The organism is Deinococcus wulumuqiensis R12, from assembly GCF_011067105.1.
Classification (GTDB): domain Bacteria; phylum Deinococcota; class Deinococci; order Deinococcales; family Deinococcaceae; genus Deinococcus; species Deinococcus wulumuqiensis.
Genome location: NZ_CP049357.1, coordinates 441,068 through 467,032, shown reverse-complemented (window position 1 = coordinate 467,032; position 25,965 = coordinate 441,068). Strand labels below are relative to the sequence as shown.

At 66.3% G+C, this 25,965-nt stretch carries 28 protein-coding genes; 20 read left to right on the top strand and 8 right to left on the bottom strand.

Annotated elements, in window-relative coordinates; all coding sequences use genetic code 11:
- Positions 1-24: 24 nt before the first annotated feature.
- Positions 25-204 carry a hypothetical protein gene (locus G6R31_RS16815; RefSeq protein WP_017869417.1) on the bottom strand — a complete coding sequence of 60 codons (180 nt, stop codon included), beginning with the start codon at positions 202-204 and terminating at the stop codon, positions 25-27.
- Positions 120-440, bottom strand: coding sequence for an NUDIX domain-containing protein (locus G6R31_RS16810; RefSeq protein ID WP_229664832.1), 321 nt, complete (start codon positions 438-440; stop codon positions 120-122). Before G6R31_RS16810 ends, G6R31_RS16815 begins: the two co-directional genes overlap by 85 nt.
- A 180-nt stretch (positions 441-620) precedes the next feature.
- Here G6R31_RS16810 and G6R31_RS02375 point away from each other — a divergent pair, with 180 nt between their 5' ends.
- The 10 genes from G6R31_RS02375 (at position 621) to G6R31_RS02330 (ending at position 9,554) form a co-directional block, all read left to right on the top strand.
- The gene (locus tag G6R31_RS02375) at positions 621-920 is read left to right on the top strand and encodes a hypothetical protein (protein ID WP_051056460.1); all 300 of its coding nucleotides are present in this window, start codon (positions 621-623) and stop codon (positions 918-920) included.
- Between the two features lie 201 nt (positions 921-1,121).
- Complete coding sequence (locus G6R31_RS02370) at positions 1,122-2,417, top strand: homoaconitate hydratase family protein (RefSeq protein ID WP_017869420.1); 1,296 nt, start codon at positions 1,122-1,124, stop codon at positions 2,415-2,417.
- A gap of 37 nt (positions 2,418-2,454) precedes the next feature.
- Entirely contained in the window at positions 2,455-3,555 is a 1,101-nt protein-coding gene (locus tag G6R31_RS02365) for a hypothetical protein (protein WP_152423476.1), read from the top strand.
- Positions 3,556-3,585: 30 nt separating this feature from the next.
- The gene (locus G6R31_RS02360; protein ID WP_017869422.1) at positions 3,586-4,902 is read left to right on the top strand and encodes a hypothetical protein; all 1,317 of its coding nucleotides are present in this window, start codon (positions 3,586-3,588) and stop codon (positions 4,900-4,902) included.
- 1 nt (position 4,903) lies between these two features.
- Complete coding sequence (locus G6R31_RS02355; protein WP_017869423.1) at positions 4,904-5,359, top strand: hypothetical protein; 456 nt, start codon at positions 4,904-4,906, stop codon at positions 5,357-5,359.
- A gap of 102 nt (positions 5,360-5,461) precedes the next feature.
- Complete coding sequence (locus tag G6R31_RS02350; protein ID WP_017869424.1) at positions 5,462-6,085, top strand: 3-isopropylmalate dehydratase small subunit; 624 nt, start codon at positions 5,462-5,464, stop codon at positions 6,083-6,085.
- Positions 6,078-7,136: a 3-isopropylmalate dehydrogenase gene (gene leuB, locus G6R31_RS02345; protein ID WP_017869425.1), complete on the top strand. Its 1,059-nt coding sequence runs from the start codon at positions 6,078-6,080 to the stop codon at positions 7,134-7,136. The genes G6R31_RS02350 and leuB overlap by 8 nt, the downstream gene beginning before the upstream one ends.
- Positions 7,137-7,242: 106 nt before the next feature.
- Positions 7,243-7,551, top strand: a complete 309-nt coding sequence (locus G6R31_RS02340) for a hypothetical protein (RefSeq protein ID WP_017869426.1) — start codon at positions 7,243-7,245, stop codon at positions 7,549-7,551.
- On the top strand, positions 7,524-8,966 hold the full coding sequence (gene pdxR / locus G6R31_RS02335; protein WP_017869427.1) for a MocR-like pyridoxine biosynthesis transcription factor PdxR: 1,443 nt from the start codon (positions 7,524-7,526) through the stop codon (positions 8,964-8,966). The genes G6R31_RS02340 and pdxR overlap by 28 nt, the downstream gene beginning before the upstream one ends.
- 192 nt (positions 8,967-9,158) lie before the next feature.
- Positions 9,159-9,554 (top strand): hypothetical protein, encoded by a 396-nt coding sequence (locus G6R31_RS02330; RefSeq protein ID WP_017869428.1) that lies wholly within the window; start codon positions 9,159-9,161, stop codon positions 9,552-9,554.
- A 165-nt stretch (positions 9,555-9,719) separates the two neighbouring features.
- Here the strand turns inward: G6R31_RS02330 and G6R31_RS02325 are convergent, their stop codons facing one another.
- Both G6R31_RS02325 and G6R31_RS02320 read right to left on the bottom strand, forming a co-directional pair.
- Positions 9,720-10,883 carry a glutathionylspermidine synthase family protein gene (locus G6R31_RS02325; protein WP_017869429.1) on the bottom strand — a complete coding sequence of 388 codons (1,164 nt, stop codon included), beginning with the start codon at positions 10,881-10,883 and terminating at the stop codon, positions 9,720-9,722.
- Between the two features lies 1 nt (position 10,884).
- Entirely contained in the window at positions 10,885-11,283 is a 399-nt protein-coding gene (locus G6R31_RS02320) for a hypothetical protein (RefSeq protein ID WP_017869430.1), read from the bottom strand.
- 82 nt (positions 11,284-11,365) lie between these two features.
- Here G6R31_RS02320 and G6R31_RS02315 point away from each other — a divergent pair, with 82 nt between their 5' ends.
- Entirely contained in the window at positions 11,366-12,334 is a 969-nt protein-coding gene (locus G6R31_RS02315; protein ID WP_017869431.1) for an RluA family pseudouridine synthase, read from the top strand.
- A gap of 222 nt (positions 12,335-12,556) precedes the next feature.
- On the opposite strand, the gene G6R31_RS02310 is transcribed toward G6R31_RS02315, so the two are convergent.
- Both G6R31_RS02310 and trpE read right to left on the bottom strand, forming a co-directional pair.
- The gene (locus tag G6R31_RS02310) at positions 12,557-13,723 is read right to left on the bottom strand and encodes an L-dopachrome tautomerase-related protein (protein ID WP_017869432.1); all 1,167 of its coding nucleotides are present in this window, start codon (positions 13,721-13,723) and stop codon (positions 12,557-12,559) included.
- A gap of 389 nt (positions 13,724-14,112) precedes the next feature.
- Positions 14,113-15,522: an anthranilate synthase component I gene (gene trpE, locus G6R31_RS02305; RefSeq protein ID WP_025566858.1), complete on the bottom strand. Its 1,410-nt coding sequence runs from the start codon at positions 15,520-15,522 to the stop codon at positions 14,113-14,115.
- Between the two features lie 407 nt (positions 15,523-15,929).
- Here trpE and rimP point away from each other — a divergent pair, with 407 nt between their 5' ends.
- From rimP to infB, 4 genes are all read left to right on the top strand, one after another.
- Entirely contained in the window at positions 15,930-16,406 is a 477-nt protein-coding gene (gene rimP / locus G6R31_RS02300; RefSeq protein ID WP_025566860.1) for a ribosome maturation factor RimP, read from the top strand.
- A gap of 217 nt (positions 16,407-16,623) precedes the next feature.
- Entirely contained in the window at positions 16,624-17,814 is a 1,191-nt protein-coding gene (gene nusA, locus G6R31_RS02295) for a transcription termination factor NusA (RefSeq protein ID WP_017870199.1), read from the top strand.
- A gap of 22 nt (positions 17,815-17,836) precedes the next feature.
- Complete coding sequence (locus G6R31_RS02290; RefSeq protein WP_017870200.1) at positions 17,837-18,091, top strand: DUF448 domain-containing protein; 255 nt, start codon at positions 17,837-17,839, stop codon at positions 18,089-18,091.
- 70 nt (positions 18,092-18,161) lie between these two features.
- The gene (gene infB, locus G6R31_RS02285) at positions 18,162-19,967 is read left to right on the top strand and encodes a translation initiation factor IF-2 (protein WP_017870201.1); all 1,806 of its coding nucleotides are present in this window, start codon (positions 18,162-18,164) and stop codon (positions 19,965-19,967) included.
- Positions 19,968-20,228: 261 nt separating this feature from the next.
- Here infB and G6R31_RS02280 read toward each other — a convergent pair whose 3' ends face one another.
- Positions 20,229-20,765, bottom strand: coding sequence for a hypothetical protein (locus G6R31_RS02280; RefSeq protein ID WP_017870202.1), 537 nt, complete (start codon positions 20,763-20,765; stop codon positions 20,229-20,231).
- Between the two features lie 293 nt (positions 20,766-21,058).
- Between G6R31_RS02280 and G6R31_RS02275 the strand changes: the two genes are divergently transcribed.
- The 5 genes from G6R31_RS02275 (at position 21,059) to G6R31_RS02255 (ending at position 22,924) form a co-directional block, all read left to right on the top strand.
- Positions 21,059-21,478, top strand: a complete 420-nt coding sequence (locus G6R31_RS02275) for a putative toxin-antitoxin system toxin component, PIN family (protein ID WP_017870203.1) — start codon at positions 21,059-21,061, stop codon at positions 21,476-21,478.
- Entirely contained in the window at positions 21,475-21,714 is a 240-nt protein-coding gene (locus tag G6R31_RS02270; RefSeq protein WP_017870204.1) for a toxin-antitoxin system HicB family antitoxin, read from the top strand. The genes G6R31_RS02275 and G6R31_RS02270 overlap by 4 nt, the downstream gene beginning before the upstream one ends.
- Positions 21,715-21,922: 208 nt before the next feature.
- Positions 21,923-22,249: a DUF3467 domain-containing protein gene (locus G6R31_RS02265; protein WP_164993952.1), complete on the top strand. Its 327-nt coding sequence runs from the start codon at positions 21,923-21,925 to the stop codon at positions 22,247-22,249.
- A complete protein-coding gene (locus G6R31_RS02260) occupies positions 22,212-22,550 on the top strand; it encodes a hypothetical protein (protein WP_152423578.1) in 339 nt (112 codons plus the stop codon). Before G6R31_RS02265 ends, G6R31_RS02260 begins: the two co-directional genes overlap by 38 nt.
- Positions 22,547-22,924 (top strand): type II toxin-antitoxin system PemK/MazF family toxin, encoded by a 378-nt coding sequence (locus G6R31_RS02255; RefSeq protein ID WP_081608233.1) that lies wholly within the window; start codon positions 22,547-22,549, stop codon positions 22,922-22,924. Before G6R31_RS02260 ends, G6R31_RS02255 begins: the two co-directional genes overlap by 4 nt.
- 65 nt (positions 22,925-22,989) lie before the next feature.
- On the opposite strand, the gene gcvP is transcribed toward G6R31_RS02255, so the two are convergent.
- A complete protein-coding gene (gene gcvP / locus G6R31_RS02250; protein ID WP_017870205.1) occupies positions 22,990-25,836 on the bottom strand; it encodes an aminomethyl-transferring glycine dehydrogenase in 2,847 nt (948 codons plus the stop codon).
- Positions 25,837-25,965 lie beyond the last annotated feature (129 nt).

The following is a 25,965-nucleotide window of genomic DNA, read 5'->3' as shown; positions in this document are numbered from 1 at the left end:
TGCAGGAATTAAGCGGAATCCGTATCAGCTCCGGATGACGAGGTGCCGCACCTCCCCCGCCGGCACGCCGAGCAGCTCACGCACGGGCAGCGGGGACACCGCCTGCCCGCCCAGTTCGGTCAGCGCCACCCACTTGAAGCCGGTGTCGGCATTGTCGAGGACGCCGAACGCGCCGTGCGGCAGAGCGGCGGGCAGCTCCTCCATACGGAAATAAAGGCCGATTTCGTGCGGCGTTTTTCTGGCGGCCCGAAAAAGTTTTCGACCACCGCCGCGGGCCGCAGCGGGCCGCAGGGCAGGCCGGCTTCCTCCTCCCACTCGCGCCGGGCGCACCTCGCGGCGTCCTCGTCGGTCCTCAGGGTGCCGCCGGGCAGAAAGAAAAAAGGTTCGGGGGCGCCCGCCCCCCGCTTGTCTGGACGAGCAGTTCGCCGTCGCGCACGCACAGCAGGGCGGCGCGGACACTGAATTTCAAGCGCTCCAGGGGCAGGCGGATATCGGTCGTGGCGGCAATGTCTTCCCCCACTCCCCCCCAGACGTCCACCGAAAGTGGGGGTGAGCGTTAAGACCCGGCTGTCAGACCGGCTGTCAGAACCCGGTAAAAGTAGAGGTGGCACAATAGTGCCATGATGCCAGTTGAGAGACAACTCGTCATTACAGCGCTGGGATTGCCGCAGCGCACTCTCAACGGCAACGGCTACCTCATCTGTCAGACGACCGAGGGCGAGGTCGTGCTGTGGCTGGCTCCCGACCCGGCGCCACAGCTGCGGGTGCTCCGCGCGTTGACTTTGCCCCGCCGGGTGCGGCTGCCGTGCCTGCCGGACCGCGAGAACGCCGGGCGCTTCTGGGTGCCCGAGTCGGCCCGGGTGGTGGTCGTGGACAGCGCCGAGTGCGCGGCCCCGGCCCACCACTGCCAGCCTGCCTAACCCGCCCCCCTGCCCCGGCCCCGGCCCGGCGCTACAGTCCAGGCATGTTCAGCGTGACCCGTGAGAAACCGGCCCCGGCGGGCCTTCTTCTTCGTCTGGGGCGTTGAGCGCGAGTTTCCCAGCCGTTCTTCACGTGCCCCCCGCAGCCGAGTAGCTGAGGGGGCGTTTTTCGTCCGAAGGATTGATCTGGGGGAGGTCCATATGGGAATGACGATTGCCGAGAAGATGCTGGCCGCGCACAGCGGGCACGACACCGTGGTGCCGGGCCAGCTCATCGAGTGTGCCACCGACTGGGTGCTGTGCCACGAAATCACCACCCCCGCCGCGCTGCGGATGCTGGAGGAACGCGGCATGGACCGGGTGTTCGACCCGCAGAAGATCGTGGCGGTGCCCGACCACTCGGTGCCCGCCATGAACATCAAGGCCGCCAAGATGTACCAGAAGCTCAAGAGCTGGGTGCAGGAAAAAGGCATCGAGCACTTCTACGACGTGGGGCGCGGCGGCATCGCTCACGTGGTGCTGGAAAACACCGGCCTGATGAAGCCGGGGCAGACGCTGGTCAGCGGTGACAGTCACACCTGCAACGCGGGCGCACTCGGGGCGTTTGCGACCGGCGTGGGCTCCACTGACCTCGCGGGCGCCATCTATGCGGGCAAGGTGTGGTTCAAGGTGCCCGAGACGATGCTGATCCGGGTGACAGGTCAAACCAACCCCGGCGTGACGCCCAAGGACATCGTGCTGGAGGTCATCAAGCGCATCGGGGCCGACGGCGCGAACTACATGGTGATGGAATGGGTGGGCGACTACATCGACAACCTCGACATGGAGGGCCGCTTCACGCTGACCAACATGGCGATCGAGGCGGGCGGCAAGACCGGCATCGTGGCGGTGGACGACATCACCCGCGCCTACATGCAGCAGCGCGGCGTGTCGCCCGAGCAGTACACCGAGTACCAGTCCGACCCCGACGCCAAGTACAAGGTCGTGGTCGAGATTGACGCCGCGCAGGTCGAACCCACCGTCGCCTACCCCCACATTCCCAGCAATGGCCGCGTGGCGGGCAGTGACCGCATCGCCGTGACCCACGCCTACGTCGGCAGCTGCACCAACGGACGCATCAGCGACCTGCGCGACGTGGCCCGAATTCTGCGGGGCCGCAAGATTGCCGAGAACGTGCAGATGATCGTGGTGCCCGCAACCCAGGCCATCTGGAAGCAGGCGGCGCAGGAAGGGCTGCTCGAAATCTTCGTGGACGCGGGTGCCAGTGTCAGCTACCCCTCGTGCGGCGCCTGCCTGGGGATGCACTCGGGCGTGCTGGGGCCGGACGACGTGTGCATTTCGAGCAGCAACCGCAACTTCGTGGGGCGGATGGGCGACCCCTCGGCGCAGATTTACCTCGCCAGTCCCGCCACCGTCGCCGCGAGTGCGGTGGAAGGGTACATCGCCGACCCGCGCCGCTACGACGCCGAGGGCAACGACCGGAACGCGGCAGACTGAACGTGACCCCTCCCCCACCCTTCACAATGAGCTGCACATGACTCTAGATCCCATGAAGCTGCTTCCCCCCGGCGTGCGTCCCTTCGAGGCCGTCCTGCACCCCGGCGGACAGATGGACATTCGCGGCCTGGACGAGGAAGCCCAGGCCAGGCAGGTGGCCGAGGCCCTCAAAGCGACCCCGCTGGCGGACGTGCGCGAGGACGCGGCGCTGTGGCGGGTGCGCGGGCTGCTGATTCGCGGTCAGGCGCAGCTGTACGAGTACGCGGTGGCCGAGTCGGGCGCGGTGTCCGGTCCGGACGGCGAGGAGGGCTGGGAGGTGCGCCCCTTTCCCGAGATGCCCGGCGTGCCGGTGCAGGGCGACGGCTCGGCGCCGAACACCTTCGACGCGCTGCACTACCGCGAGGGCCGCATCGACCTCGAACCCGACGCGCCGGACGACCTGCTCGACGCGGTGGAAGACGCCGTGCGCGAGTACCACGGCACCGAAGGCGGCCCGCCCGGACAGACCTGGGCCGAGCGGCACGCGGCGGCGGGCGGCCCGGCGAGCGCCGTGCCCGAGGCGCGGCGGGTGCGGCTGCGGCTGGACGACGCGGCGGAGTTGCGGTTCGTTGCGCTGCCCGAAACGGCGGAGTACCTGCACGGCGGCGAGTGGCACGCCTACGCCCCCGCGCCGCAGGACCTCGCGCCGGGCAACCTCAAGCTGGGCGCCCCAGGGGACACGGACGGGGACGCAGATGAGGGCACAGACGAGGGCACGGACGAGGACAGCCCCTTCGACCTGTTTTCTTCGCTGTTCGACCTGCACAGCGTGACTGCCGAGCTGCACGCCGACGGGCGGGTGCAGGTGCAGGGCGAGAACCTCGCGCCGGAAGTCACGGACGCCCTAGAGCGCCACCTGAGGGCCGACCTCGGCGCGGGCGACCCGGAGAAATGGCAAGCGACCCTGCGCGAGCTGTTCGGGCTGGAAAGCGGCGACGAGGTGCCCAGCGGCCTGCGGGTGGGCCTGCTGCGTCAGATGGTGGAGGCCGACCCCGCGCTGGCGGCGCAGGCCATCACGCCCAGCGCCGTGACCTTCGACGGGCAGACCTGGACCGAACTGGACACGGGGGACGACGATGAGGAGGAGGACGACGAATGACGCGCCGCTCTCTGGCACACTGGAGCCATCATGGGTGAAGCCAAACGACGCAAACAACTCGGCCTGATGCCGACCGTCTTTCCTTTCAGCGCCGAACTGGGACGCGGCGGCGAGGTGCGGCTGGTGCAAGGACCGGAGGACGCCGCGCAGCGGGCGCTCATCGAAAAGGCGCTGCGCGACTCGCAGTCCTTCGGGGCCGCCTGGGACGCCGAATACCGCACGGTCACGGTGCTGAGCAGCCGGGGCAGCGAGCGCTACGCCACCCGCGAGGACGTGGAGCGCATTCCGGTGCCCGCGCTGCGCCAGATTGACGGCGAGCTGGCGCTGGGATCGGCGGGCAAGCGGATGGGCGCGGTGATTCCCGTGGAGGGCGGCAGCGTGCGTCTGCGCGATCAGCGCCACTCCTTCGAGGGTGAGACCTGGCAGACCCTGCCGACGGTGCGCGACCCGCAACAGCTCGTGCGAGGCCTCCAGCAGCACCCGGCTTTCGACATCAAGGGCGAGTCGCTGGGGCAGTTTCAGGTGGACCACTGGCTTGAGGGCCGCATCGACGTGACGCCCGACGTGGGCGAACTCGACGAGCAGGGCGAAACGCTGGAATTCTTCGAGACGCTGGTGCGCGAGTTCCACGGCCAGACCCTCAAAGAATGGATCGCCGCGCACCGCGAGGTTCTGGAGGCGCAGGAGGAGGAAGGCGACCTCACCCCCGAACGCCGTGAGGCGCTGACCGCCGCGCTGGACGAGGTGCCGGTGGCGCGGCGCTCGTTCTTCGAGATTCGCCGCTCGGCCCCGCTGCAAAGCCCGCTGATGGCGACCGCCTATTTCCGCGACCTCGAGTTTTATCTGCTCAGCGGCGCGGCGTACACCCTCGACGGCGACACCTGGCACCCCTACGAGGCCCCCGACGCCGAAATCGAGGGCGGCGGCCTGGCCCCCGAACTCGCCGAGTTCTTCGACCTGAACATGATTACCGTGACCGTCCACAGCGACGGGCGGGTGGAGTGGGACGAGGACGACGAACTCAGCGAGGCCGACATCCGGCAGCTTCAGACCGACCTCACCGAGTCCACCGGGGCCGGAAACCCGCAGGCGTGGGCCGAGTGGAACCGCACCATGCTTCAGGAAGTGCTGGGCACCGAACTGACGGTCCCGGACGGCGAGCCGCTCCCGGTGCCCGTCGCCGTTCGCCTCGACATTCCCCGCGACGTGCTGGGCGAAGACAACCCCCTGTCGCAGACCTACATGGAATCCGAAGTGACCTTCGACGGCGAGCACTGGCGCGACCTCTACAGCGAGGAAGTGCCGGAGGAATTGCTGCCGTTCGCCGCCGGGCAGGACAGCAACTGAGATGACGCTGCCGGCCCTGTTCCTGTGCGCGGCGCTGCTCTACGCGGCGTGGACCTGGCTGGGCGGGCGGCAGGTGCCGGCCCGTGAGCGCCCTGATTTGCTGGGCGGCTCCCTACTCACGCTGATTTTGCCCTCGCTGCTGACGTGGTACACCCTCGTGGAATACCCGGTCTGGGCTCATCTGACCTTTCCTTTCTCGCTGCTGGCGTGGGCAGCCCTGCTCCTGGTGGCCCTGACCGCCGGGCTTATTCAACTGGCCCGGGGGCGCCGGGCGAGCGGCTGGCCGCTGCTGGGGCTGCCCGCTGCGGCGCTGGGAACGGGCCTGCTGAACGCGGCTTTCTCGATGATTTCCCCCTTATACGGATTCCGCTTAATTCCTGCACAGTCGGGAAAGCGCCGCCTGTGCATCCATATCGCGGAATCCGTATTTTTTCCTACTCGCATCCGCTCGGATTGAATCTGAAACGACCAGATTCAATCGGAATCCGTATTATTTCGGCTTGGTCATTGACTGGCCTGGAACCTCGCCACTCGTCTCTTCGCACCCGGAGGTGCTCCCATGCCCACTGTTCACGTCTTTGCCCGTGACCACATCAACACCGACGAAATCATTCCCGCCCGCCACCTGACCACCGATGTGGAGTCGGAGCTGGCGAAGTACGCGATGGAGGACTACGACAAGGACTTCGTGCGGCGCGTGAAGGCAGGCGACATCATCGTGGCCGGGGCCGACTTCGGCTGCGGGTCGAGCCGCGAACACGCGGTGTGGGCGCTGCGCGGCGCGGGCGTGGCGGCGGTCATCGCGCCCAACTTCGCCCGCATCTATTACCGCAACTCCATCAACAACGGCTTCCTGGCGCTGGAGTGTGACGGCATCGTGGAAGCCTTCGAGGACGGCGACGAGGCCGACCTCGACCTGACGGCGGGCACCATTTCCAACAGGCGAACCGGGCAGACGCTGACCTTCGTGCCGGTGCCGCAGTTCGCGCTCGACGTGCAAAAAGCGGGCGGCTGGCTGGAATACATGAAAGCGGGCGAGGACGTGGAAGGCGAGCGGCTCGACAACGCGAGCACCTCGGCGGGCCACGGCCACGCGGGCACGCCGCTGGGTGACGACCCGGCCAAGGAAGACGGCCCCCGCCCCGCGCAGGTCACGCGCCCACAGGAGAAGCATCATGCCTAAAGTCATCACCCTGCCCGGCGACGGCATCGGCCCCGAGGTGACTGCCGCAGCGGTTCAGGTGCTGCGCGAGGTGGCGCCCGACGTCACACTGGAGGAACACGCCCTCGGCGGCGGCGCCTACGACGCGCACGGCGACCCCTTTCCTGCCCGAACCCGTGACGCGCTGGCCGAGGCCGACGCGGTGCTGCTCGGCACGGTGGGCGGCGCCCACGACAGCGCGTGGAACAAGCTGCCCCGGCACCTGCGCCCCGAATCCGGCCTGCTGGCACTTCGCAAGGCCCTGGGCTGCTACGCCAACCTGCGCCCGGTGCGTGTGCAGCCGGGACTGGAGCACCTCTCGCCGCTCAAGCCCGAGCTGGCGCGCGGCGTGGACATCCTCATCGTGCGTGAGCTGCTGGGCGGCATCTATTTCGACGGGGACCGCCAGATCGAGGGCGACAGCGCCTACAACACCATGCGCTACACCACCGCCGAGGTCGAGCGGGTGGCGAAAGTGGCGTTCTGGGCCGCCGAACAGCGCAAGGGCCGCGTGACCAGCGTGGACAAGGCGAACGTGCTGGAGGTGTCCGAACTGTGGCGGCGCGACGTGCAGGCGCTGCGGGACCGCGAGTACCGCTCTATTCACCTGAACCACGAGTACGTGGACAGTGTGGCGATGCTGATCGTGGCCGACCCCAGCCGCTACGACGTGATCGTCACCGAAAACCTGTTCGGGGACATCCTTTCCGACCTCGCCGCCGTGATTCCCGGCTCGCTGGGCCTGATGCCCTCGGCGTCCCTGGGCGACGGCCCGGGCCTGTTCGAGCCGATTCACGGCTCCGCCCCCGACATCGCCGGAAAGGGCGTCGCCAACCCCGCCGCCGCCATCATGAGCGTGGGGATGCTGCTGCGTCACGGGCTGGAGCGCCCCGACGCCGCCAACCAGGTGGACCGGGCGGTGGCGCTCGCCCTGCGCGAGCAGCCCACCCGCGACCTCGGCGGGCAGGCCGACACCCGGACCTTCACCCGCGCCGTGATGAGGGCGCTGGGGGCCTCGCCGAGCGTGGGCTGAGCCGGGCAGCCGCAGTAGAGGGCACAGGAGTGGAAGGCACGGAAGTGGGGGGCTACGCCCTCCATTTCTTTTTGCGCTCGCCTACACTGCGGCTGTGTCTTCTGCCATGTCCCCCGCCGTTTCCTTTTCCGGCCCCCAACGCATTCCTTACCCCGGCGGCTGCGTGACCGAACCCGCGCCCTACGCGCTGGACTACCTGCTGAAGTGGTCTGCCGACGTGACGGTCAGGGGCGAAATTCACCCCAACAAGCAGGTGTTCGCTTTCGTGCGTGAACTGCTGGCCGACCCCGCCGCGCACGGCCTGACCCTGGCCGACGCGGAAGCGGCCCGCGACCTGTTCGTGGAGCTGGCGGGGCAGGCGCTGGAAGCCGAAGGCGGCGACCGCGAGTGGCTGCGCCGGGAGTTCAGGCGCTGAAGAGGGCGGGCGCCGCGCTGGAAGGTCTGACCCTGCTGCCCGCCGAACCCGGCGAGGCGCTGCACACCCGCACCGAGCGCACCCTGCGGGCGGCTATCTCGCAGGGGCGACTGCCGCAGGGGGTCCGGCTGCCGGGGCACCGCCCACTCGCGGCGGCGCTGGGCGTGTCACGCAACACGCTGGTGGACGCCCTGTCGCAACTGGAAATCGAGGGGTACGTGGAGGTGCGCGGGCGCAGCGGCACGCGGGTCTGTGTGCCGCCGGACGAGGACATGCCCCCCTCTCCCCCACCCCTGCCGCTGAGTGCCTGGGCGCGGCGGGCGCTGAGTGGGCAGGTGGAAGACGCGGGCGGCGAGTACCCCTTCGATCTGCGAATCGGGCAGCCGGTGCCAGAGCTGTACCCGGCGCGGGCCTGGGCGCAGGCTCTTGCCCGCCGCGCCGCCGCGCCGCGTGAGGGCGAGGGATTGCGCGACCCCCTCGGCCCGCCCGAAACCCGCCGCGCCCTGGCCGCCTACCTGCGCTCGGAGCGCGGGGCACAGGTCACGCCCGAGATGATTTTGCTGACCGGGGGCACGCAGTCGTCTCTCGACGCCCTCTCGCGCATCCTGCTGGAACCGGGGCGGCTGGCGGTGACCGAGCAGCCCGGCTACCCCGGCGCCCAGGCCGCCTTCGCCGCGACGGGGGCGCGGCTGCTCGGCGCGGCGGTGGACGACGGGGGGCTGCGGCCCGCCGAGTTGCCGCAGCGGGCCGACCTCCTTTACCTCACCCCCGCGTGCCAGTACCCCACCACCGTCACCCTCGGCGCGGCGCGGCGGCAGGCGGTCATCCGCTGGGCGCGGCAGGCGGGCGCCTTCGTGCTGGAAGACGACTACGCCGCCGACCTGCACCACCGGGGGCGGCCCCCCAGCGTGCTGCAAGGGCAGGCGCCTGACCGGGTGATTTTGCTCGGCAGCTTTTCCAAGAGTCTGGCGCCCGTGACCCGCAGCGGCTTCGTGGTGGCGCCGCCCGAAGTGACCGAGGTGCTGTCGCGCACCCGGCCCCTGACCGACCGTGTGCCCGGCGTGCTCGACGCCCTGGCGCTGGCCGACGTGCTGGCCTCGGGCGCCTACGCCCGGCACCTGCGCCGCGCCCGCGCCCTGCTCGCGCACCGCTGCGGGGCGCTGCTCACGGCGCTGCGGGCCGAACTGCCGGGGTGGAACGCCCTGCCCGCCCGCGCCGGGCTGCACCTGTACGTGCGCCTGCCCCCCGGCAGCGACGAGCAGGAAACGGTCGCCCGCGCCGCACGTCTGGGCGTCGGCCTGACCCCGGCACGGCCCCTGGGACCGGCCCACGAACCGGCGGTGCTGCTCGCTTTCGGGCACCTCAGCCCCGAGGCGCTGCGGCAGGCGGTGCGGCGGCTGCGTCCCCTGAAATAATACGGATTCCGATTGAATCTGGTCGTTTCAGATTCAATCCGACTTGCAAAGCTGCGCAGCAGAGCGGATGCGAGTAGGAAAAAATACGGATTCCGCGATATGGATGCACAGGCGGCGCTTTCCCGACTGTGCAGGAATTAAGCGGAATCCGTATAAGGCCACCATTTGAGACAAGCGTTACTATGAGTTGCAATGCGCGTTCTGTTTGTTGCTCTGGCAGCGACCCTCGCCTTGCTCTATTTCACGCTGGGGCTGCGTCTGGGCTATGTCACCCTGACCGAGACGTACCTGCTGCATGCGAAGGGCACCAACACCTACGCCTTCCGCACGCTGGAAGACAACCAGTTCGTCGGCGTGACCGGCTCGTGCCGGGTTCGCAGTGGCCGCGCGACCGTGCGCCTCTACGGACCCCAGGGCAACCAGCTCGCCGGACAGGTCTGCCAGTCGGGGGGAAAGTCGGGGGAAAACAACGAGTGGAGCCTGAACGTCCTCGGCGGCGGGGAGACGGGCAACTACCGCGTCGTGGTGGACTTCGACAGGTACACCGGCAGCATCAACCTCAAGGAAACGCGGGCGGGCAGCCAGTAGGCAGCGGGCCGCCTACCCCGGCAATGTCATACGGATTCCGATTGAATCTGGTAGTTTCAGATTCAATCCGAGCGGATGCGAGTAGGAAAAAATACGGATTCTGCGATATGGATGCACAGGCGGCGCTTTCCCGACTGTGCAGGAATTAAGCGGAATCCGTATTACTCACCCCGGCAACGTCACCTGCGGCACGAAGGTCGCCCGGTTGTCGGTCACGCGGCTGCGCCCCTCGCGGATGCCCAGGCCGCACACCTCGTCGCCCGCCACCCACACGCCCATGACCGGGTAGCGCGGGCCGTCCTCCGTCTGGAAGGCAGGCAGCTCGGTATACGCCTGCTCCACCAGCGGCAGGTCGCCGTAATCGCCGGGGGTCACGGCCTCGCCGGGCAGCTGGACGTTTTGCCCTTCCCGGGAAAATAGCGGCTTGCGCACCACGTCCTCGCCCAGGGCGCCCGGCGTGAGCGCAGCGGGCAGCAGCAGGCGGTGACCGGGGTTGAGTTCGTGCAGCAGCGCCAATAGCCCCTTGCTGGACGTGACCGCCTTCCACAGCGGCTCGATGAAGCGGGTGGTGGTGGACGCCAGAAACAGCGCGTCACGCGATTCCCAGGCGTACTCGAAGGGCCACAGCCAGGTCAGGTGGGCAATCGGCAGGTCCCAGGTGTCGAGCAGCTGGGGGTGGGCGGGGTTCGTTCCCACCTCGTCGGCGGCCAGAAAGGAGCCGCGCACGCCCGCCGCCTCTGCCAGTTCGCGCAGGTAGGTGACGGTGGCGATGTCTTCCACGTTGCGCCCCGCCGAGAAATGCGCCTGCCGCACGCCCCGCGCCGCGTACAGGTGCGCCCACTGCTCGCCCAGCCCTTCGTGAATGGTGTTCCACTGCGCCGCGCCCGCCGGAAGCTGCCCCGCCTCCAGGCGGTCTTCGAGCCAGTGCCACTGGCAGACGGCTGCCTCGAGCAGGCTGGTGGGCGTCTGCCCGTTGACCTCGAGGAGTTTGGGCGGGCCGCTGCCGTCCCAGGCGAGGTCGAGCCGCATGTACACGGTGGGGTCGTCGCGCTCCCACGACTCGCGGATGGCCGAGTGCAGGAAGGCCGGAATCCCCAGTTCGGCCAGCCGCCCCCGCTCGATGGCGTACCCCGTCGCCTCCAGAATCAGGTCGGTCAGGAGTTGCGAGTCGCGCCGCAGGTCGGCCACCTGCCCCGGCGTGAAGGCGTAGCAGGCCTCCTCGCCCCAGTAGGGCACCGGGTGTTCGGGGGCAGGCGCGTACCACGTCATGCCGACCGCCTGAAGCCGGGCTTCCCAGTTCGGGCGCGGAGCGAAAGTCAGGCGCCGCACCTCAGCCCCCGAAGCCGCCGCTGCGGGCGCTGGAGGTCAGGCCGCCCCGACGGGTGCCACCGGCCTTGAACGAGCCGTAGCTGCCGCGCTTGCTGTCGTAGCTCAGGCCGGTAGGCGCGGGGTTGCCGCTGGCGTCGTAGCCGACGTAGCGCTGGGTGCCGCTCTGGTTGTAGTAGTAGGGGCCGTAGTACATGAAAGAAGCGCCGCTGCCGGACACGGAACTGCTGCGGGCACAGGGGTTTTGCAGGCCTTGCTGAATCTGCGCCCGGTAGTACGCGGCGCACTCCTGGTAGGAATTGAACTGCATGCGCTGGTAGCGGCTGATGTCCACGTCGTCGCGGCACGACACCAGCAGCGCAGGCAGGGCGGCGAGCAGAGGCAGCACGAACGTCTTGGTCATGCTCCGAATACGGAAGGCGTGCCGAAAGGGTTGCCTGTCACGTTGGGGGGAACATGGCCCCGTGTCGAGTACACTCGCCCCCATGCCCGAAGTGCCTGCCCCGCTGACCTTCACCGCCGAACCCGGACGCCTCGACGCGGTGGTGTCTGCCCTCAGCGGGGTCAGCCGCTCGCAGGTGGCGGCGTGGATCGAGGCCGGACGGGTCGAAATCGACGGCGCCCCGGCGGGCAAGGCCAGCCAGAAGCTGCGCGGCGGCGAAACGCTGCGGGTTGCTCCCCCCGCCCCGGCTTCCGCCCATGTCGAGGCCGAGCAGGTGCCGCTGGACGTGCTGTTCGAGGACGAACACCTGATTGCCGTGAACAAGCCGCCGGGCATGGTCACGCACCCCGCCCCCGGCCTCACCTCCGGCACGCTGGTCAACGCGCTGCTGGGGCGCATGCGGCTGCCCGAACAGGAAGACTTCGACACCGAGGGCGGCTACCGCCCCGGCATCGTCCACCGCCTCGACAAGGACACCAGCGGCGTCATCGTGGTCGCCAAGACGGTGGCCGCGCACGCCCGCCTCGCCGCCGCCTTCAAAGACCGCGAAACGAAAAAGACCTATCTGGCGATTGCAGCGGGGCAGTGGAAAGCCGAGCGCCCCGTGCAGGTGGACGCCCCCATCGGCCGGCACCCGGTCCAGCGCCAGCGCATGACGGTGGGCGGGGCGGGAGCGCGGGAAGCGCAGACGCTTTTCACCCCGCTCGAGGCCCACCCCGACGGGCACGGACGCACGCTGGCCCTTGTCCGCGCCCAGCCGCGTACCGGACGCACCCACCAGATTCGCGTGCACCTCGCGCACCTCGGCAGCCCGATTCTGGGTGACGCCGTGTACGGGCGGGCGAGCGAAATCATGACCCGGCACGCGCTGCACGCGCAGTTTCTGGAGGTGCCGCACCCGGTGAGCGGCGAGACGCTGCGCCTGCACGCCGCCGTCCCCGAAGACCTGCTGAGCGCGTGGGTGGGCCTCGGCGGGCGCTGGGAGCCGGGGTGGGATGAGGACCCGGAATAATACGGATTCCGCTTAATTCCTGCACAGTCGGGCCTGTACAGTTGGGAAGGCGCCGCCTGTGCATCCATATCGCAGAATCCGTATTTTTTCCTACTCGCATCCGCTCTGCTGCGCAGCTTTGCAAGTCGGATTGAATCTGAAACTACCAGATTCAATCGGAATCCGTATAACGAAGCGCCCCGGCCTGGGTGGGAGAGCCGGGGCGAATACGGACCGCGCCGCCTACTTCAGCAGCACCGGCTTCGCGTTCAGCTTCATCCGCAGCAGGGTGTAGGGCTTCACGCGCAGGTCGCGGCCGAAGTGGTAGCCGCCCTGCCGGTTGAGCTGGTCGTTGAGGACATACAGGTAGCCGCCCTGAATCGCCAGCGTGTCGGGCCAGATCAGGCGGGGGTCACGGGCCAGCGTCTGCAGTTCGCCGGTGGGCAGGCGGCGCACCAGGGCGCCCTGCTCGTAGTTGGTGATGTAGATGTTTCCGGCGGTGTCCTCGGCCAGGCCGTCGGCGGCGCCCTTCTCGCCCAGGTCCTTCACCTGCTTTTTCACCTCGGCGTCGCTGAGGTTGGGGTCACGCAGCGCGGCGGTCGGCACGGCGTAGAGCCGGCGCGAGGCGGTGGGCGCGTAGTAGAGCGTGGCGCCGTCGGGGCTGATGGCAAGCGAGTCGGCCCCGAAGCCCAAGTGGGTGGCCGGGCCGCCCTTGGGCCGCTGGAAGAGGGCCTGCCCCTCCACGTAGGGCACGAAGCCAGGCACGGGCTTAACGGTCTCGTCGCCCGTCAGCTTGCGCCACGATTTGCCGCTGGCGAGGTCCACCACGATCAGCCCCGAGCCGCTCTTGGCCCCCGAGTCGGTGATGTACGCCACGCCGCCCGCGCCCTGCCGCAGGTCAATCCGCAGGTCGTTGAGGTAGGTGTTTTTCAGGGCGACCTCGGCGGGGAAGTGGATGGTCCTGATGACCTGATTGGTGCGGGTGTCGATGCCCACCAGCTTGACCGCCCGCTGGTCGAGAATCGGTCCCAGGTTCCTGGTGCCGGTGTCGAGCACCCACAGCCGGTCCCGGGCGTCCACCAGCAGCCCCTGCACGCCGATGAAGGTGGTGTCGGGCTTCGATAGGTCACGGGTGTTGATGGCGCGGTTGGGGTAGGGCACTTCCCGCCCGCCCTTGATCTCGGCAATCGAGAAGGGCACGTCGTCTTCCCAGTTGGGGTAGGACACGAACATGCGGCCCTGCGAGTTGACGGTCACGCCGATGGGCATGTGGCCGTAGAAGCGGTGCACGACTTCGAGCTTGCCCGCCGCCTGCGATACGGGAGCGCTCGGGAGGGCACGCGGCAGCGCGACGGCGGCGGAGGACAGCAGCGCGAGGCTGGTCAGGTAGGCGGTCAGCTTGATTTTCATCAGGGGTATAAGACGCCCGCTGCCCGGTCCGGCGGATGTGAGCGGCGGGAGCTTTAAGGAAGCATAAACGGCGGTCTGGACGTGTTTTGCCGGGGTTCTATGGCCTCTGGCGGGCGAGTCATACGGAGCTGAACTCTTCTTCAGAGCTGTCGGAAAAGCGCCGCCATCTCTTCCACGCCGCTCAGCTCCGTATTTTCTTTGCTCATACGGATTCCGCTTCATTCCTGCACAGTCGGGCCTATACAGTTGGGAAGGCGCCGCCTGTGCATCCATATCGCGGAATCCGTATTTTTTCCTACTCGCATCCGCTCTGCTGCGCAGCTTTGCAAGTCGGGTTGAATCTGAAACGACCAGATTCAATCGGAATCCGTATCAGGCGGCGGGGAACCTCACAGCCCCCCCGCCGCCAGTTCTGCCGCCCGCATCAGCGCCGCCGCCTTGCTGCGCGTTTCCTGCTCCTCCAGCTCCGGCACGCTGTCGGCCACCACGCCCGCCCCGGCCTGAATGTGAACGCGGCCCCCGGTGATGACCATCGTGCGCAGGGTCAGCGCCATGTCGAGGCTGCCGTCGAAGGCCACGTACCCGAAGCAGCCGCCGTACGGCCCGCGCCGCACGGGTTCGAGTTCGTCGATGATTTCCATCGCCCGGATTTTGGGCGCGCCGCTGACCGTGCCCATCGGCAGCACCGAGGCGAGCGCGTGCAGCGGCGTCTGCCCCTCGCGCAACTCGCCGCGCACCCCGGACACGATGTGCATGACGTGGCTGTAGCGCTCGACGGAAAAGGCGTTCTCGACCCGCACCGTGCCGTAGGCACTGACCTTGCCGATGTCGTTGCGCCCGAGGTCCACGAGCATCAGGTGCTCGGCCCGCTCCTTTTCGTCGGCGAGCAGTTCGGCGGCAAGTCGGTCGTCCTGCTCGGGCGTTTCGCCGCGCCTGCGGGTTCCGGCAATCGGGCGGGTGACCACGCTGCGGCCGTCGCTGCGCAGCAGGCTCTCTGGGCTGCTCGCCACCAGCGTCACTTCGCCCAGGTTCAGGTAGCCGAGGTAGGGGCTGGGGTTGACCCGCCGCAGGGCGCGGTAGAGCGCAAAGGGGTGCAGGTCGCCCAGGTCGGCGCTGAAGCGCTGCGAGGGCACGAACTGGAAGATGTCCCCGGCCAGCACGTAGTCCAGCCCCCGGTTCACCACCTCCATGAACTGCGGCGGCGTGAAGTTGCTCTGGAAGTGCGGTGCGGCGCTGGGCCGCGCTCCCGGCACCTCGGGCAGCGGGCCACGCAGCCGGGTCAGCAGCCGCTCTGCCTCGGCCTCGGCGTCGGCCTGCGCCGGGGCCGTCGCCACCACCACCAGCCGGTGCCGGAGGTGGTCGAACACCACCATGCCGCGCGGCGCGACGAACAGGGCGTCCGGGAGGTTGAGTTCGTCGGGGTTGCCGTCCGGCAGCGTTTCGTAAGCGCGGACGATGTCGTAGGCGGCGTAGCCCACCGCGCCGCCGATGAACGCGGGCAACCCGGCCGGAAGCGCGGCGGGGCGGGTCGTGACCGCGTAGAGCCGGGCCAGCGGGTCTTTCTCCTCGCCCGCGAAGTCGCCGAAAATCCCGCTGCTTTCCACCTGGCCTGCGCGGTACACGAAACGGCCCTGTTCGCCCACGCCGATAAACGAGTAACGGCCCAGCTTTTCACCCGCCTCCACACTTTCGAGCAGGAACGACACGTCTTCGCCCTGCGCGGCCTTGAGGTAGGCGGTCACGGGCGTGTCGAGGTCGGCATTGAGTTCATGAACGGCGAGACAGGTCTGGGGGGACATGGCAACCTCCTGGCGAGGACTGAAAAAACGCCCCTGGCAAAGAGCCGGGGCGTGTGCAGGTGAAGGAAAACGCGGCACTCAGACCCAGCGGAAGCGGGGCCACCACTGAGCGCGGCAGGCGAACATGGGCCGAGGGTAGCGCGCAGACGGCCCGGCGGGGCGGGGGTGTCTAGCGCAGCGGGAGACGCAGCGGGAAACAGACCGGGAAACAGGCGCCGCCCCCCCGCCACCGTCACCCCGCCAACGTCACCCCGCGCCCGGTTCATGAGCGGCCTTGCGCTATACTGGGGTCCAAATCCTCGAACCAGGGGGTGGGTGCTGAAGTTCTCGGCCCACCTTTTTTCGTGGAGGAGGTGGTGAAGCACGCTGACCCTGGGGACGGTCCCTGGGGAAGCAGCGAAAACAATATGAATAACAAAACGAATAACAATTCGGTGCTTTTTGACCTGGCGGACGGCGCGGTGCGTCCCCTGGGCTTCGAGGTGCTCGAAGTGACCCAGCAGCGCGAAGGCGGCGACCTGATCGTGCTGGTGCGAATCGACCGACTCGACGAGCAGCCCGTCACGATGGACGACCTGACCTCGGCCAGCCGCGCCGCCGAAGCCGAGTTCGACCGGGCCGACCCCGTGGAGGGCGAGTACCGCCTGGAATTCGAGTCGCCCGGCGGCAAGCGGCCCCTGCTGCGGGGGCGGCACTTCGAGCGCATGCTCGGTCTCAAGGCCAAGGTCCGCAGCCTGCCCGGACGCGGCGAGCACCACTTCACCGCGCCCATCAAGGCCGTGTCGGGCGATGAGGTGACCTTCGACCGGGCAGGCCAGGACCTCACCCTCAACGTGGCCGACATTCAGGCCTGGCTCGCCGAGTTTCCCGACCGGCACCGCTAAGTCCCCCGAAGTTAATCTTTAGATTGACCAAGCGGACTTGCAAAGCGGCGAAGCAGAGCGAGTCTCGAAAAAAGTACGTCGAACCGGGAATGGAGCGTTTGCGGCGCTGTTCCGAAAATACGGAATGTCAGGTTCGATGTCCTTAGGTCAGGCGCGGGGAAAGCAGGCCTGATTCCTGCCCCCGGCCCCGTTTTTCAACAGTTTTCAAGGAGTGGTTATGTCCCAGGACGTGAACTTTGCGGAGGCGCTGCGTGAAGTGGCGCAGGCCCGCAACATCAATGAGCTGCAACTGATCGAGGCCTTCGAGCAGTCGTTGCAGCAGGCGTATGTCCGCAACGTCGAACCCGACAAGCGCATCGAGGTGCACCTCGACCCCCAGAGCGGCGTGCTCGAAGTGCTGATCGTGCGCGAGGTGGTCGAAAAGGTCGAGAACGAGGACACCCAGATTTCGCTGGCCGACGCCCTCGAACTCGACCCCGGCGTGGAAATCGGGATGGAGATGGAGTTCCCGGTGGACCAGGAGAAGTTCTCGCGCATCGCGCTGCAGGCCGCCAAGCAGACCCTGACCCAGAAGATGCGCGAAACCGAGCGCAACGTGGTCTTCAACGAGTACAAGGACCGCGAAGGGCAGGTCTTGAACGCGCAGGTCGTCCGCAGCGACAACAAGGGCAACTGGTTTGTCGAACTCGGCGCGGGCGAGGCCATCTTGCCCCCCCGCGAGCAGATTCCCGGCGAGAAGCTGACCCCCGGGGGCCGCGTCAAGATCTACCTCAAGGAAGTCCGCAAGACCCCCAAGGGGCCGACCATCCTGGCGAGCCGCGCCGACGAGAGGCTGCTCGACTACCTGCTCAAGCAGGAAATTCCCGAGGTCGCCAACGGCATCGTGGAGGTCAAGGCGATTGCCCGTGAAGCCGGGCAGCGCTCCAAGGTCGCGGTGTTCTCGCACAACTCCAACGTGGACCCCATCGGCGCGTGCATCGGGCACCGGGGCAACCGGATTCAGGCCGTGACCGGCGAACTCGGACGCGAGCGCGTGGACGTGATCCTGTGGGACGCCAACACCCGCGAGTTCATCCGCAACGCGCTGTCGCCCGCCAAGGTCGGCCCCATCGAGGTGCTGACCGACAGCCGGGACGCCACCGTGACCGTGACCCCCGACCAGCTTTCGCTGGCGATTGGCAAGGGCGGGCAGAACGTGCGCCTCGCCGCCAAGCTGACGGGCTTCAAGATCGACCTGCGCGAAACCGCCGCGATCAGTGACCTCGACGCCGCCATGCAGCAGGCGCTTCAGGAGGAGCAGGAAGGCGGCGCGGGCCAGGGCGCGGCTCAGTCGGCCTTCGACGCGCTGTTCAAGGACTCCAAGTCGGTGGCGACGGCCAGCCCCGACGACGTCAGCCCCGAAAGCTGAGGCCCGCCGGGAGGTTCTGAAGATGCCTCTGCCCACGCCGACGCATGTTCCGGAGCGCACCTGCGTCGCCTGCCGCCGCAAACGGCCCCAGGGCGAACTGCTGCGCCTGACCCCGCAGGGCCAGGGGTGGGTGGTCCAGCAGCGCAACCGCACCGGACGAGGGCTGTACGTCTGCGCCGATTCGCCCGCGTGCTGGCAGGAAAAGCCGCTGCGCCGGGCTTTTCGCGCCCAGGCCGGAGTGGTCAGCGCCCTGCTTCAGACCCACCCCACACCCTGACCATGAACACCGAGAGCGCGGTCATGTAGTTCCCGCTTTTTCCCCCTTTTCACTCACCCGGAGGTGAGTCATGTCGAAAGTCCGTATTTACACCCTCGCCAAGGACCTTGGCGTCGAAAACCACAAGATGCTCGAAATCCTCGACGGTCTGGGCGTCTCGTACAAGAGCGTGAGCAGCACCATCGACGAGGAGAACGTCGAAATCATCAAGCAGATTCTGGCCGACGAAGCTGGCGGTGACGCTGCGGGCACGGCCACGGCTGCCGCTGCTGCCGACACCGCTGCCCCCACCGACACGGCTGCTCAAGCCGAGCCGGAAAACGAAACCCCCGCCGCGCCCCAGGCCGACGCCGCGCCTGCCCGGGAAATCCCGCACCGCGCGCCCGTCGTGACCATCATGGGCCACGTGGACCACGGCAAGACCAGCCTGCTCGACTACATCCGCAAGACCCGCGTGGCGGCCAAGGAAGCGGGCGGCATCACCCAGCACGTCGGGGCGTTCGAGGCCAAGACCAGCAAGGGCAAGATCGTCTTTATCGACACGCCCGGCCACGAGGCCTTCACCACCATCCGCGCACGCGGGGCGAACGTAGCCGACATCGCCATCATCGTGATCGCCGCCGACGACAGCCTGATGCCCCAGACCCGCGAGGCGATTGCCCACGCGCAGGCCGCCAAGGTGCCGATGCTGATCGCCATCAACAAGGTGGACCTGCCGCAGGCCGACCCCGAAAAGGTCAAGACCGACCTCACGCAGCTCAACCTCGTGCCCGAAGAGTACGGCGGTGACGTGGTGGTCGTGCCCGTGAGCGCCAAGACCGGCGAAGGCGTGGAAGACCTGCTGGAATACATCAGCCTGACCGCCGAACTCGAAGACCTGCGGGCCGACCCGAAGGGCGACTTCAGCGGCGTCATCATCGAGGGCCGGGTGGACAAGCAGGCCGGGGTGCTGGCCACCGTAATGGTGCAGGAAGGCACGCTGCACGTCGGGGATTTCCTGGTCGTGGGCGAGAACTACGGCAAGATCAAGGCGATGACCGACAGCAACGGCGGGCGCATCAAGGAAGCCGGCCCCAGCACCCCGGTGCAGGTTCTGGGCTTTTCCGAGGTGCCGAGCAGCGGCGAAACGGTGGTCAGCGCCAAAAACGAACACGCCGCCCGCGAACTCGTGGCGCAGCGTGCGAGTGACCGCCGCGACGAGGAAGACGCCCGCGAGCGCCGCAAGGGCCAGCGCAGCCTCGCCGACCTGCTCGGGCCGCTGTCCGAAGTCCACACCGTCAACCTGATTTTGCGCGCCGACAGCCAGGGCAGCATCGAAGCCATTCAAGGCATCCTGGCGCGCAAGGAAACCGACGACGTCAAGCTCAACGTGATGCTCGCGGGCATCGGGGCACCGACCGAAGGGGACGTGCTGCTCGCCAGCACCGCCGAGGCGCAGATTCTGTGCTTCAACGTGACGCCCTCGGCCGCCGTGACCAAGGTCGCCGAGAACAAGGAAATCCCGATCAAGGCCTACCGCATCATCTACGAGATGATCGACGAGGTCGACCGCCTGATCAAGGGCAACCTCGAACCCGTCTTCGAGGAGCAGTACCTGGGCCGCGCCGAAGTCCGCATGGTCATCCGGCACCCCAAGAGCGGCAACATCGCCGGGTCGTATGTCACCGACGGCATGTTCAAGCGCAACGCCAAGGCCAAAGTCACGCGTGGCAAGGAAGTCGTCTACGAGGGCACCGTGGTGGGCCTCAAGCGCTTCAAGGACGACGTGCGCGAAGTGCAGCAGGGCTACGAATGTGGCATCAACCTCGACTGGAACGACGTGATGGAAGGCGACATCATCGAGGCCAGCGAAATGGTGGAAGTCGAGCAGAAGTAAGGGGGCTGATGGCAGAAAGCTGATGGCTGAAGGCCGATGGCTGATGGCTAAAGGCTGAACAGGGGGCGGTTCTCCGGACGGGGGGCCGCCCCTTTTCCGTGCCAGACTTCGCCCATACCACTGGAACCCGTGGCCCTGACCGACGACCTGCTGGTGCTGCGGCCCTTTGAACCGCGCGACGTGCCCACGATTGTGGCGGCGTCCACCGAGAAGCAAAAACCCCCCGCCGCACGCTGGCAACGGGGGAAGGCTGAGGAAAGGTCAGAACGTAAAGCTGCTGTCCTGGGCAGCGCCCTGGGCGTTGGTGTCGTCCTGGAGGGTGCCCTGGTCGTGGCGATGGTCGCCCTTTCCACGTGGGCCGCGCTCCATGTCGCCGCCGCGCCCGTGCATCCCGTGTCCCCCACGCCCGCCGGGGCCGCGCCCACCGAAGGCGAAGGGGTTGTCGTTGAGGCGCTGCTTCATCTCGGCGGCGCGGTCGCTGGAAAAGTCTCCGGCCCGCACGCCCTGGTCGATGGTGGCGCTTCCGGCAGCGGTGGCCGCCGCTTTCAGCCTGTCCACGCTGACGCCGAGCTGCGCGGCGAGCTTTTGCAGAAACACGTCGGCGTAGTTGGTACCGCTGCGGGGGGCCGCCTGACCGGGCTGGCTCTGGGTTTGGTTCTGGGGAATGCCGGGCTGGTTGAGGGTCTGGCCGGACTGCGTGGGCTGGGGCTGCGTGGACTGGGTGCTCTGCGCGGCGAAGGCGAGGCCGAGGGTCAGGGGCAGGGCGGCCCAGGCGATCAGGGGAAGGCGGGTTTTCATGCGGTCACACTCCTTGAAGGGGGGGGCCTTAATAGGCGGGCCGGGGACCGTCCCCGACCGTGACCGGAGCATGCCGGGGAGCGGTTAAGGGGACGCTAAAACGCTTCCGGCCTGTTGCGGCGCCTGCCCGCACCTGTTCGGTGGTCGTCGTGCTGCCCACTGGCCCACGCCGACGAACTCCCCTGGCCTTCTGCCATAAGCCTTCCGCCTTCTGCACCATCAAGCCCCCGCCGCCCCCAAAAGGGAGCCAAAGCGGAGGCTGGGGCGTGGTTACACATATGCTACCATCAGATATGCGCGTCGTTCTGGATACCAACGTCATTTACGCCGCGCTTCGCTCCGGCACCGGGGCATCCAACGCCCTCCTGCGCCAGCTTGGAACAGGAAAATTCGAGTTTTATCTTTCTGTCGCTCTGGTGCTGGAATATGAAAGCGTCCTGAAACGGGAGGGGCAGGCGAGCCATTACACCCTGGCCGATGTGGAAGCCCTTATTTCCTATCTCTGTGCGACTGGGAAGGCGCAAACCATCCACTTTCTCTGGCGGCCCCAACTCCGTGATCCGAAAGACGAACTCGTGCTAGAGCTGGCCGCCAACGCTGGCTGTCAATACATCGTCACCTTTAATACCCGTGACTTTATTGGAAGCGAGAAATTCGGCGTTCAGACCATCACCCCGGCTCAATTTCTTGCCCTGCTTGGAGGTCAATCATGACTGCACTCAGTGTCCGCCTGCCCGAAAGCCTGCACGCCCAGCTCAAGCAACTGGCCCAGCAGGAAGGCGTCAGCATCAACCAACTGATTGTGCTTTCGGTGGCCGAGAAAGTATCCGCTCTGAGAACAGAGGACTTTTTCAGGGAGCGGGCCGCCAAAGCTGACCGCGCTGCCTTCCTCGCCGTGCTGGACAAAGCGCCCGACGTGCCGCCCCTCCCCGGCGACGAACGCCCCTAACCCCGCGCCCCTTCCATCAACCATCAGCGAAGCGAACCATCAACCATCAACATTCCGCCCCCGCCGCCCCCAAAAGGGAGCCAAAGCGGGGGCTTGAGCAGGATAGGCAATTTCAACTAGAGTAACTGTCGGACGCACAGACATGAAAATGTCAGCCAACTGCGCTAAAATTCTGTACGTGTCATCGCCCCAAATGAGGGAAGAATCTATGGATCAAAAGCCACAAAATACGCTGCCTAAAGTAGTTGAGGTAGTTCCAGAGGCGATGCGAACTCCTGTTTACGCCAATGCTTTTCGCGCCACATTTACCCCCTATGACTTTGAGGCAATTTTTGCCCATGTCTCGACAACTAATTCAGTGCGTGAAGGTGAATTTGAAGCTAGATTAACAGCGCGTGTTGTTCTTCAGCCAGTTCTAGCTAAGAGGATGCTAGCCAATCTCAAAGAAGCTGTTGAGGATTATGAACAACAATTTGGGGAGATTAGGGAGGTCGAAGATGACTTACACGAACGCACCAGTAGCGAAAAGGAATGATCTAGTTTGTGCAGTAGCCATACTAACTTCTGCTTCTGTTGTTGGAATGGGAGGTTTTGTGGTGCGGGCACCAATAGCTGAGTACAGTGTTGCCGCTTTTAGGACTGGTAATCCTGTGTCTGTTGTAAAAGCTTCTAAGAGGTCAAGCTTGTCAAAGAGAATGCAGTCAAAAAGTGCAGAAATTGCACGTTTGCGCCGGGAGAAATTTAATCCCTTGGCGGAAGACAATAATCCGTCTAGAGAGGACTTTTCTAAGTTGATTGAAGACGCGCAAGCCGCAGTCATCCGTAATTCTGCATGATACCAGGGGATGTTTACCGTTTTAATTTTCCAAAACCAGAGGCAGACCAACGAGTAATTGGTTTGCCTCATATGGTTGTGGTCGTAAGCAGTCAGGGAATTCACTATACCGTTAATGCCTGCCCAATTTCATCTGCAAAAAACTATGAGAAGGATTTAGCAAGAGGATATCCGACCTTAGTCAAATTGGATGGCTCTAAATATGGTTTCTTACGGCACGATTCTGTAATATTGGCTGATCAAATCTTTTGTCTTACAACAGATAGGCTGGAACCTTCTCCGGAAACGCCCATTGGTAGACTTTCTAACGACGATCTGGAACAGTTGAAGGGGGCAATTTTTGATTTCCTTCAACTTGGTCAGGAAGAAGAATAAATTATTGCAAGGGCAGCCTCCATCCCCCGGAGGCTGCCCCTTCCTTTTCCCCTACTTCCCCTACCTCAAGCCCCGACGTAATCCTCAATGGGCGGGCAACTGCACACGAAGTTTCGATCGCCGTACACATTGTCCACGCGGTTCACGGCGGGCCAGTACTTCCACGCCTTCTGCGCGGCGCTGGGGAACGCTCCCGTTTCGCGGCTGTAGGCGCGGTTCCACTCCGCGTCCAGCAGGTCGGCCTGGGTGTGGGGCGCGTGCTTCAGCGGGCTGTCTTCGGCAGTAATCGTGCCGTCCTGCACGTCCTGAATCTCGCGGCGAATGTTCAGCATGGCGTCTACAAAGCGGTCCAGCTCGGCTTTCGGTTCGCTTTCGGTGGGTTCAATCATCAGCGTGCCCGCCACGGGGAAGGACATGGTGGGGGCGTGGAAGCCGTAGTCCATCAGGCGCTTGGCGATGTCCTCTTCGGAGATGCCGCTGGCCTGTTTCAGCGGGCGAATGTCCACGATGCACTCGTGCGCCACGCGGCCCCCCTTGCCCGTGTACAGGATGGGGTATGCCCCTTCCAGCCGTTTGGCGATGTAGTTGGCGCTGAGCAGGGCGACCTGGGTGGATTTTTTCAGGCCCGCCGCGCCCAGCAGCTTGATGTACAGGTACGAAATGGGCAGGATGCTGGCGCTGCCATACGGCGCGGCGCTGACCGCCCCAGTCTGGCTGCCGCTGCTGTAGGCCACGCTGTGACCGGGCAGGAAGGGCGCGAGGTGGGCCTTCACGCCAATCGGCCCCATGCCTGGGCCGCCGCCGCCGTGCGGAATGGCGAAGGTCTTGTGCAGGTTCAGGTGGCTCACGTCGGAGCCGATCAGGCCGGGTTTGGCGATGCCCACCTGCGCGTTCATGTTCGCGCCGTCGAGGTACACCTGCCCGCCGTGCGCGTGAATCAGGTCGCAGACTTCCTTGACGTTTTCCTCGTACACGCCGTGCGTGGAGGGGTAGGTAATCATCAGCGCGGCGAGGTGGTCGCTGTGCTTCTCGGCCTGGGCCTTGAGGTCTTCAAAGTCGATGTTGCCCTTCTCGTCGGTCTTGACCACCACCACCTGCATCCCCATCATGGCGGCGCTGGCGGGGTTGGTGCCGTGGGCGCTGGCCGGAATCAGGCAGATGTTGCGGTGGCCCTCGCCCTGAGCCTCGAAGTACTTGCGGATGACCAGCAGGCCCGCGTACTCGCCCTGCGCCCCGGAGTTGGGTTGCAGGCTCACGGCGTCGTACCCGGTGATGTCGGCCAGCCACGCTTCCAGCTGTTGCAGCATCTCGGCGTAACCTTCCGTCTGGTCGGCGGGCGCAAACGGGTGCAGGTTGCCGAACTCGGGCCACGTCACCGGAATCATCTCGGTGGTGGCGTTCAGCTTCATGGTGCAACTACCCAGCGGAATCATGCCGTGCGTCAGGCTGTAATCCTTGTTCTCCAGTTGCTTGAGGTAACGCAGCATGGCGTGTTCGCTGTGGTGCGTGTTGAAGACGGGGTGCGTCAGGAAGTCGGACGTGCGCTTCAGTTCGGCGGGGATGCCGTCCACCGCTTCGGCGTCCAGCTTTTGCACATCGGCAGCTTTGCCCGTCACCACTTCGATGATGTCCGCGAGGTCTCCCACCGTCACGGTTTCGTCGAGGCTGATGCCGACTTTGCCATCCTGAATGCGGAAGTTGATGCCCTTCGCTTCGGCGCGGCTCTGGATGTCCTGCCCGCCTTCAAAGGTCAGCGTGTCGAAGAAGGTTTCATTCGTCCCCATTCCGGCGTCGTTCAGCGCCTTCGCCAGAATCCCCGTCAGGCGGTGGACGCGCTCGGCAATGGTCTTGATGCCTTCCGGCCCGTGGTAGACGGCATACGCGGCGGCCATGTTCGCCAGCAGCGCCTGCGCGGTGCAGATGTTGGAGGTGGCCTTCTCGCGGCGGATGTGCTGCTCACGGGTCTGCATCGCCATTCGCAAGGCGGTGCGGCCCTTTACGTCCTTGCTCACGCCAATCACGCGGCCCGGCATATTGCGCTCGAAGCCCTTCTGACAAGCCAGGAACGCCGCGTGCGGCCCGCCGAAGCCCATCGGCACGCCGAAGCGCTGGGCGCTGCCGATCACGATGTCGGCCCCCTGCTCGCCCGCAGGCTTGACCAGCGCCGAGGCCAGCAGGTCGGTGGCGACAATCAGCGCCGCGCCGCCCGCGTGGGCTTTGTCGGCAATGGGCTGGAGGTTCAGCAGTTCGCCGTGCGTGCCGGGGTACTGCACCAGCACGCCGAACGCGCCCTCGGGAATGTGGTCGGCGTGCCCGGTCTGCACTTCAAAGCCGAAGTACTCGGCGCGGGTCTTGACCACGTCCAGCGTCTGCGGGTGCACATTGTCGGCCACGTAGAACACGTTGCCTTTGCTCTTGCCCTGGCGCTTGGCGAGGGTCATCGCTTCGGCGGCAGCGGTGGCTTCGTCCAGCAGCGAGGCGTTGCTGACGGGCATGCCGGTCAGGTCCTGCACCATCTGCTGGAAGTTCAGCAGCATTTCCAGGCGGCCCTGGCTGATCTCGGCCTGGTAGGGCGTGTAGGCGGTGTACCAGCCGGGGTTTTCCAGCATGTTGCGCAGAATCACGCCGGGCGTGTGCGTGCCGGAGTACCCCATGCCGATGTAACTGCGGAACACCTTGTTTTTCTGCGCCACCGCTTTCAGGTCGGCCAGCGCCTGCGCCTCGGTCACGCCCGTGCCCGCGCTGAGGTCGCCGTCAAACTGAATCGCTTCGGGCAGGGTCGTTTCGGTCAGTTCGTCCAGGCTGGACACGCCCAGCACTTGCAGCATCTCGGCCTGCTCAGCCTCGCTGGGGCCGATGTGCCGGGCGGTGAAATCGTTGGTCTGGAGGAGGTCAGAGAGGGAACGGGTCATGGGTGCTCCTTGGGGTAGCTCTGGGCTCTGGGCCATGAGCTTCGAGAAAAAAAGAGGATTCAGCCTCGGTTGAAGAAGGTGTCGCGACGAAAAGAAGGGCGGGCCACCAGCCGCTTCTGGCTCATGGCC

What these genes read in the sequence shown, in the direction of transcription:
- G6R31_RS16815 (WP_017869417.1), bottom strand. Translation starts at nt 204, where the DNA reads ATGGAGGAGCTGCCCGCCGCTCTGCCGCACGGCGCGTTCGGCGTCCTC.
- G6R31_RS02375 (WP_051056460.1), top strand. Translation starts at nt 621, where the DNA reads ATGATGCCAGTTGAGAGACAACTCGTCATTACAGCGCTGGGATTGCCG.
- G6R31_RS02370 (WP_017869420.1), top strand. Translation starts at nt 1,122, where the DNA reads ATGGGAATGACGATTGCCGAGAAGATGCTGGCCGCGCACAGCGGGCAC.
- G6R31_RS02365 (WP_152423476.1), top strand. Translation starts at nt 2,455, where the DNA reads ATGACTCTAGATCCCATGAAGCTGCTTCCCCCCGGCGTGCGTCCCTTC.
- G6R31_RS02360 (WP_017869422.1), top strand. Translation starts at nt 3,586, where the DNA reads ATGGGTGAAGCCAAACGACGCAAACAACTCGGCCTGATGCCGACCGTC.
- G6R31_RS02355 (WP_017869423.1), top strand. Translation starts at nt 4,904, where the DNA reads ATGACGCTGCCGGCCCTGTTCCTGTGCGCGGCGCTGCTCTACGCGGCG.
- G6R31_RS02350 (WP_017869424.1), top strand. Translation starts at nt 5,462, where the DNA reads ATGCCCACTGTTCACGTCTTTGCCCGTGACCACATCAACACCGACGAA.
- leuB (WP_017869425.1), top strand. Translation starts at nt 6,078, where the DNA reads ATGCCTAAAGTCATCACCCTGCCCGGCGACGGCATCGGCCCCGAGGTG.
- G6R31_RS02340 (WP_017869426.1), top strand. Translation starts at nt 7,243, where the DNA reads ATGTCCCCCGCCGTTTCCTTTTCCGGCCCCCAACGCATTCCTTACCCC.
- G6R31_RS02330 (WP_017869428.1), top strand. Translation starts at nt 9,159, where the DNA reads ATGCGCGTTCTGTTTGTTGCTCTGGCAGCGACCCTCGCCTTGCTCTAT.
- G6R31_RS02320 (WP_017869430.1), bottom strand. Translation starts at nt 11,283, where the DNA reads ATGACCAAGACGTTCGTGCTGCCTCTGCTCGCCGCCCTGCCTGCGCTG.
- G6R31_RS02315 (WP_017869431.1), top strand. Translation starts at nt 11,366, where the DNA reads ATGCCCGAAGTGCCTGCCCCGCTGACCTTCACCGCCGAACCCGGACGC.
- G6R31_RS02310 (WP_017869432.1), bottom strand. Translation starts at nt 13,723, where the DNA reads ATGAAAATCAAGCTGACCGCCTACCTGACCAGCCTCGCGCTGCTGTCC.
- trpE (WP_025566858.1), bottom strand. Translation starts at nt 15,522, where the DNA reads ATGTCCCCCCAGACCTGTCTCGCCGTTCATGAACTCAATGCCGACCTC.
- rimP (WP_025566860.1), top strand. Translation starts at nt 15,930, where the DNA reads ATGAATAACAAAACGAATAACAATTCGGTGCTTTTTGACCTGGCGGAC.
- nusA (WP_017870199.1), top strand. Translation starts at nt 16,624, where the DNA reads ATGTCCCAGGACGTGAACTTTGCGGAGGCGCTGCGTGAAGTGGCGCAG.
- G6R31_RS02290 (WP_017870200.1), top strand. Translation starts at nt 17,837, where the DNA reads ATGCCTCTGCCCACGCCGACGCATGTTCCGGAGCGCACCTGCGTCGCC.
- infB (WP_017870201.1), top strand. Translation starts at nt 18,162, where the DNA reads ATGTCGAAAGTCCGTATTTACACCCTCGCCAAGGACCTTGGCGTCGAA.
- G6R31_RS02280 (WP_017870202.1), bottom strand. Translation starts at nt 20,765, where the DNA reads ATGAAAACCCGCCTTCCCCTGATCGCCTGGGCCGCCCTGCCCCTGACC.
- G6R31_RS02275 (WP_017870203.1), top strand. Translation starts at nt 21,059, where the DNA reads ATGCGCGTCGTTCTGGATACCAACGTCATTTACGCCGCGCTTCGCTCC.
- G6R31_RS02270 (WP_017870204.1), top strand. Translation starts at nt 21,475, where the DNA reads ATGACTGCACTCAGTGTCCGCCTGCCCGAAAGCCTGCACGCCCAGCTC.
- G6R31_RS02265 (WP_164993952.1), top strand. Translation starts at nt 21,923, where the DNA reads ATGGATCAAAAGCCACAAAATACGCTGCCTAAAGTAGTTGAGGTAGTT.
- G6R31_RS02260 (WP_152423578.1), top strand. Translation starts at nt 22,212, where the DNA reads ATGACTTACACGAACGCACCAGTAGCGAAAAGGAATGATCTAGTTTGT.
- G6R31_RS02255 (WP_081608233.1), top strand. Translation starts at nt 22,547, where the DNA reads ATGATACCAGGGGATGTTTACCGTTTTAATTTTCCAAAACCAGAGGCA.
- gcvP (WP_017870205.1), bottom strand. Translation starts at nt 25,836, where the DNA reads ATGACCCGTTCCCTCTCTGACCTCCTCCAGACCAACGATTTCACCGCC.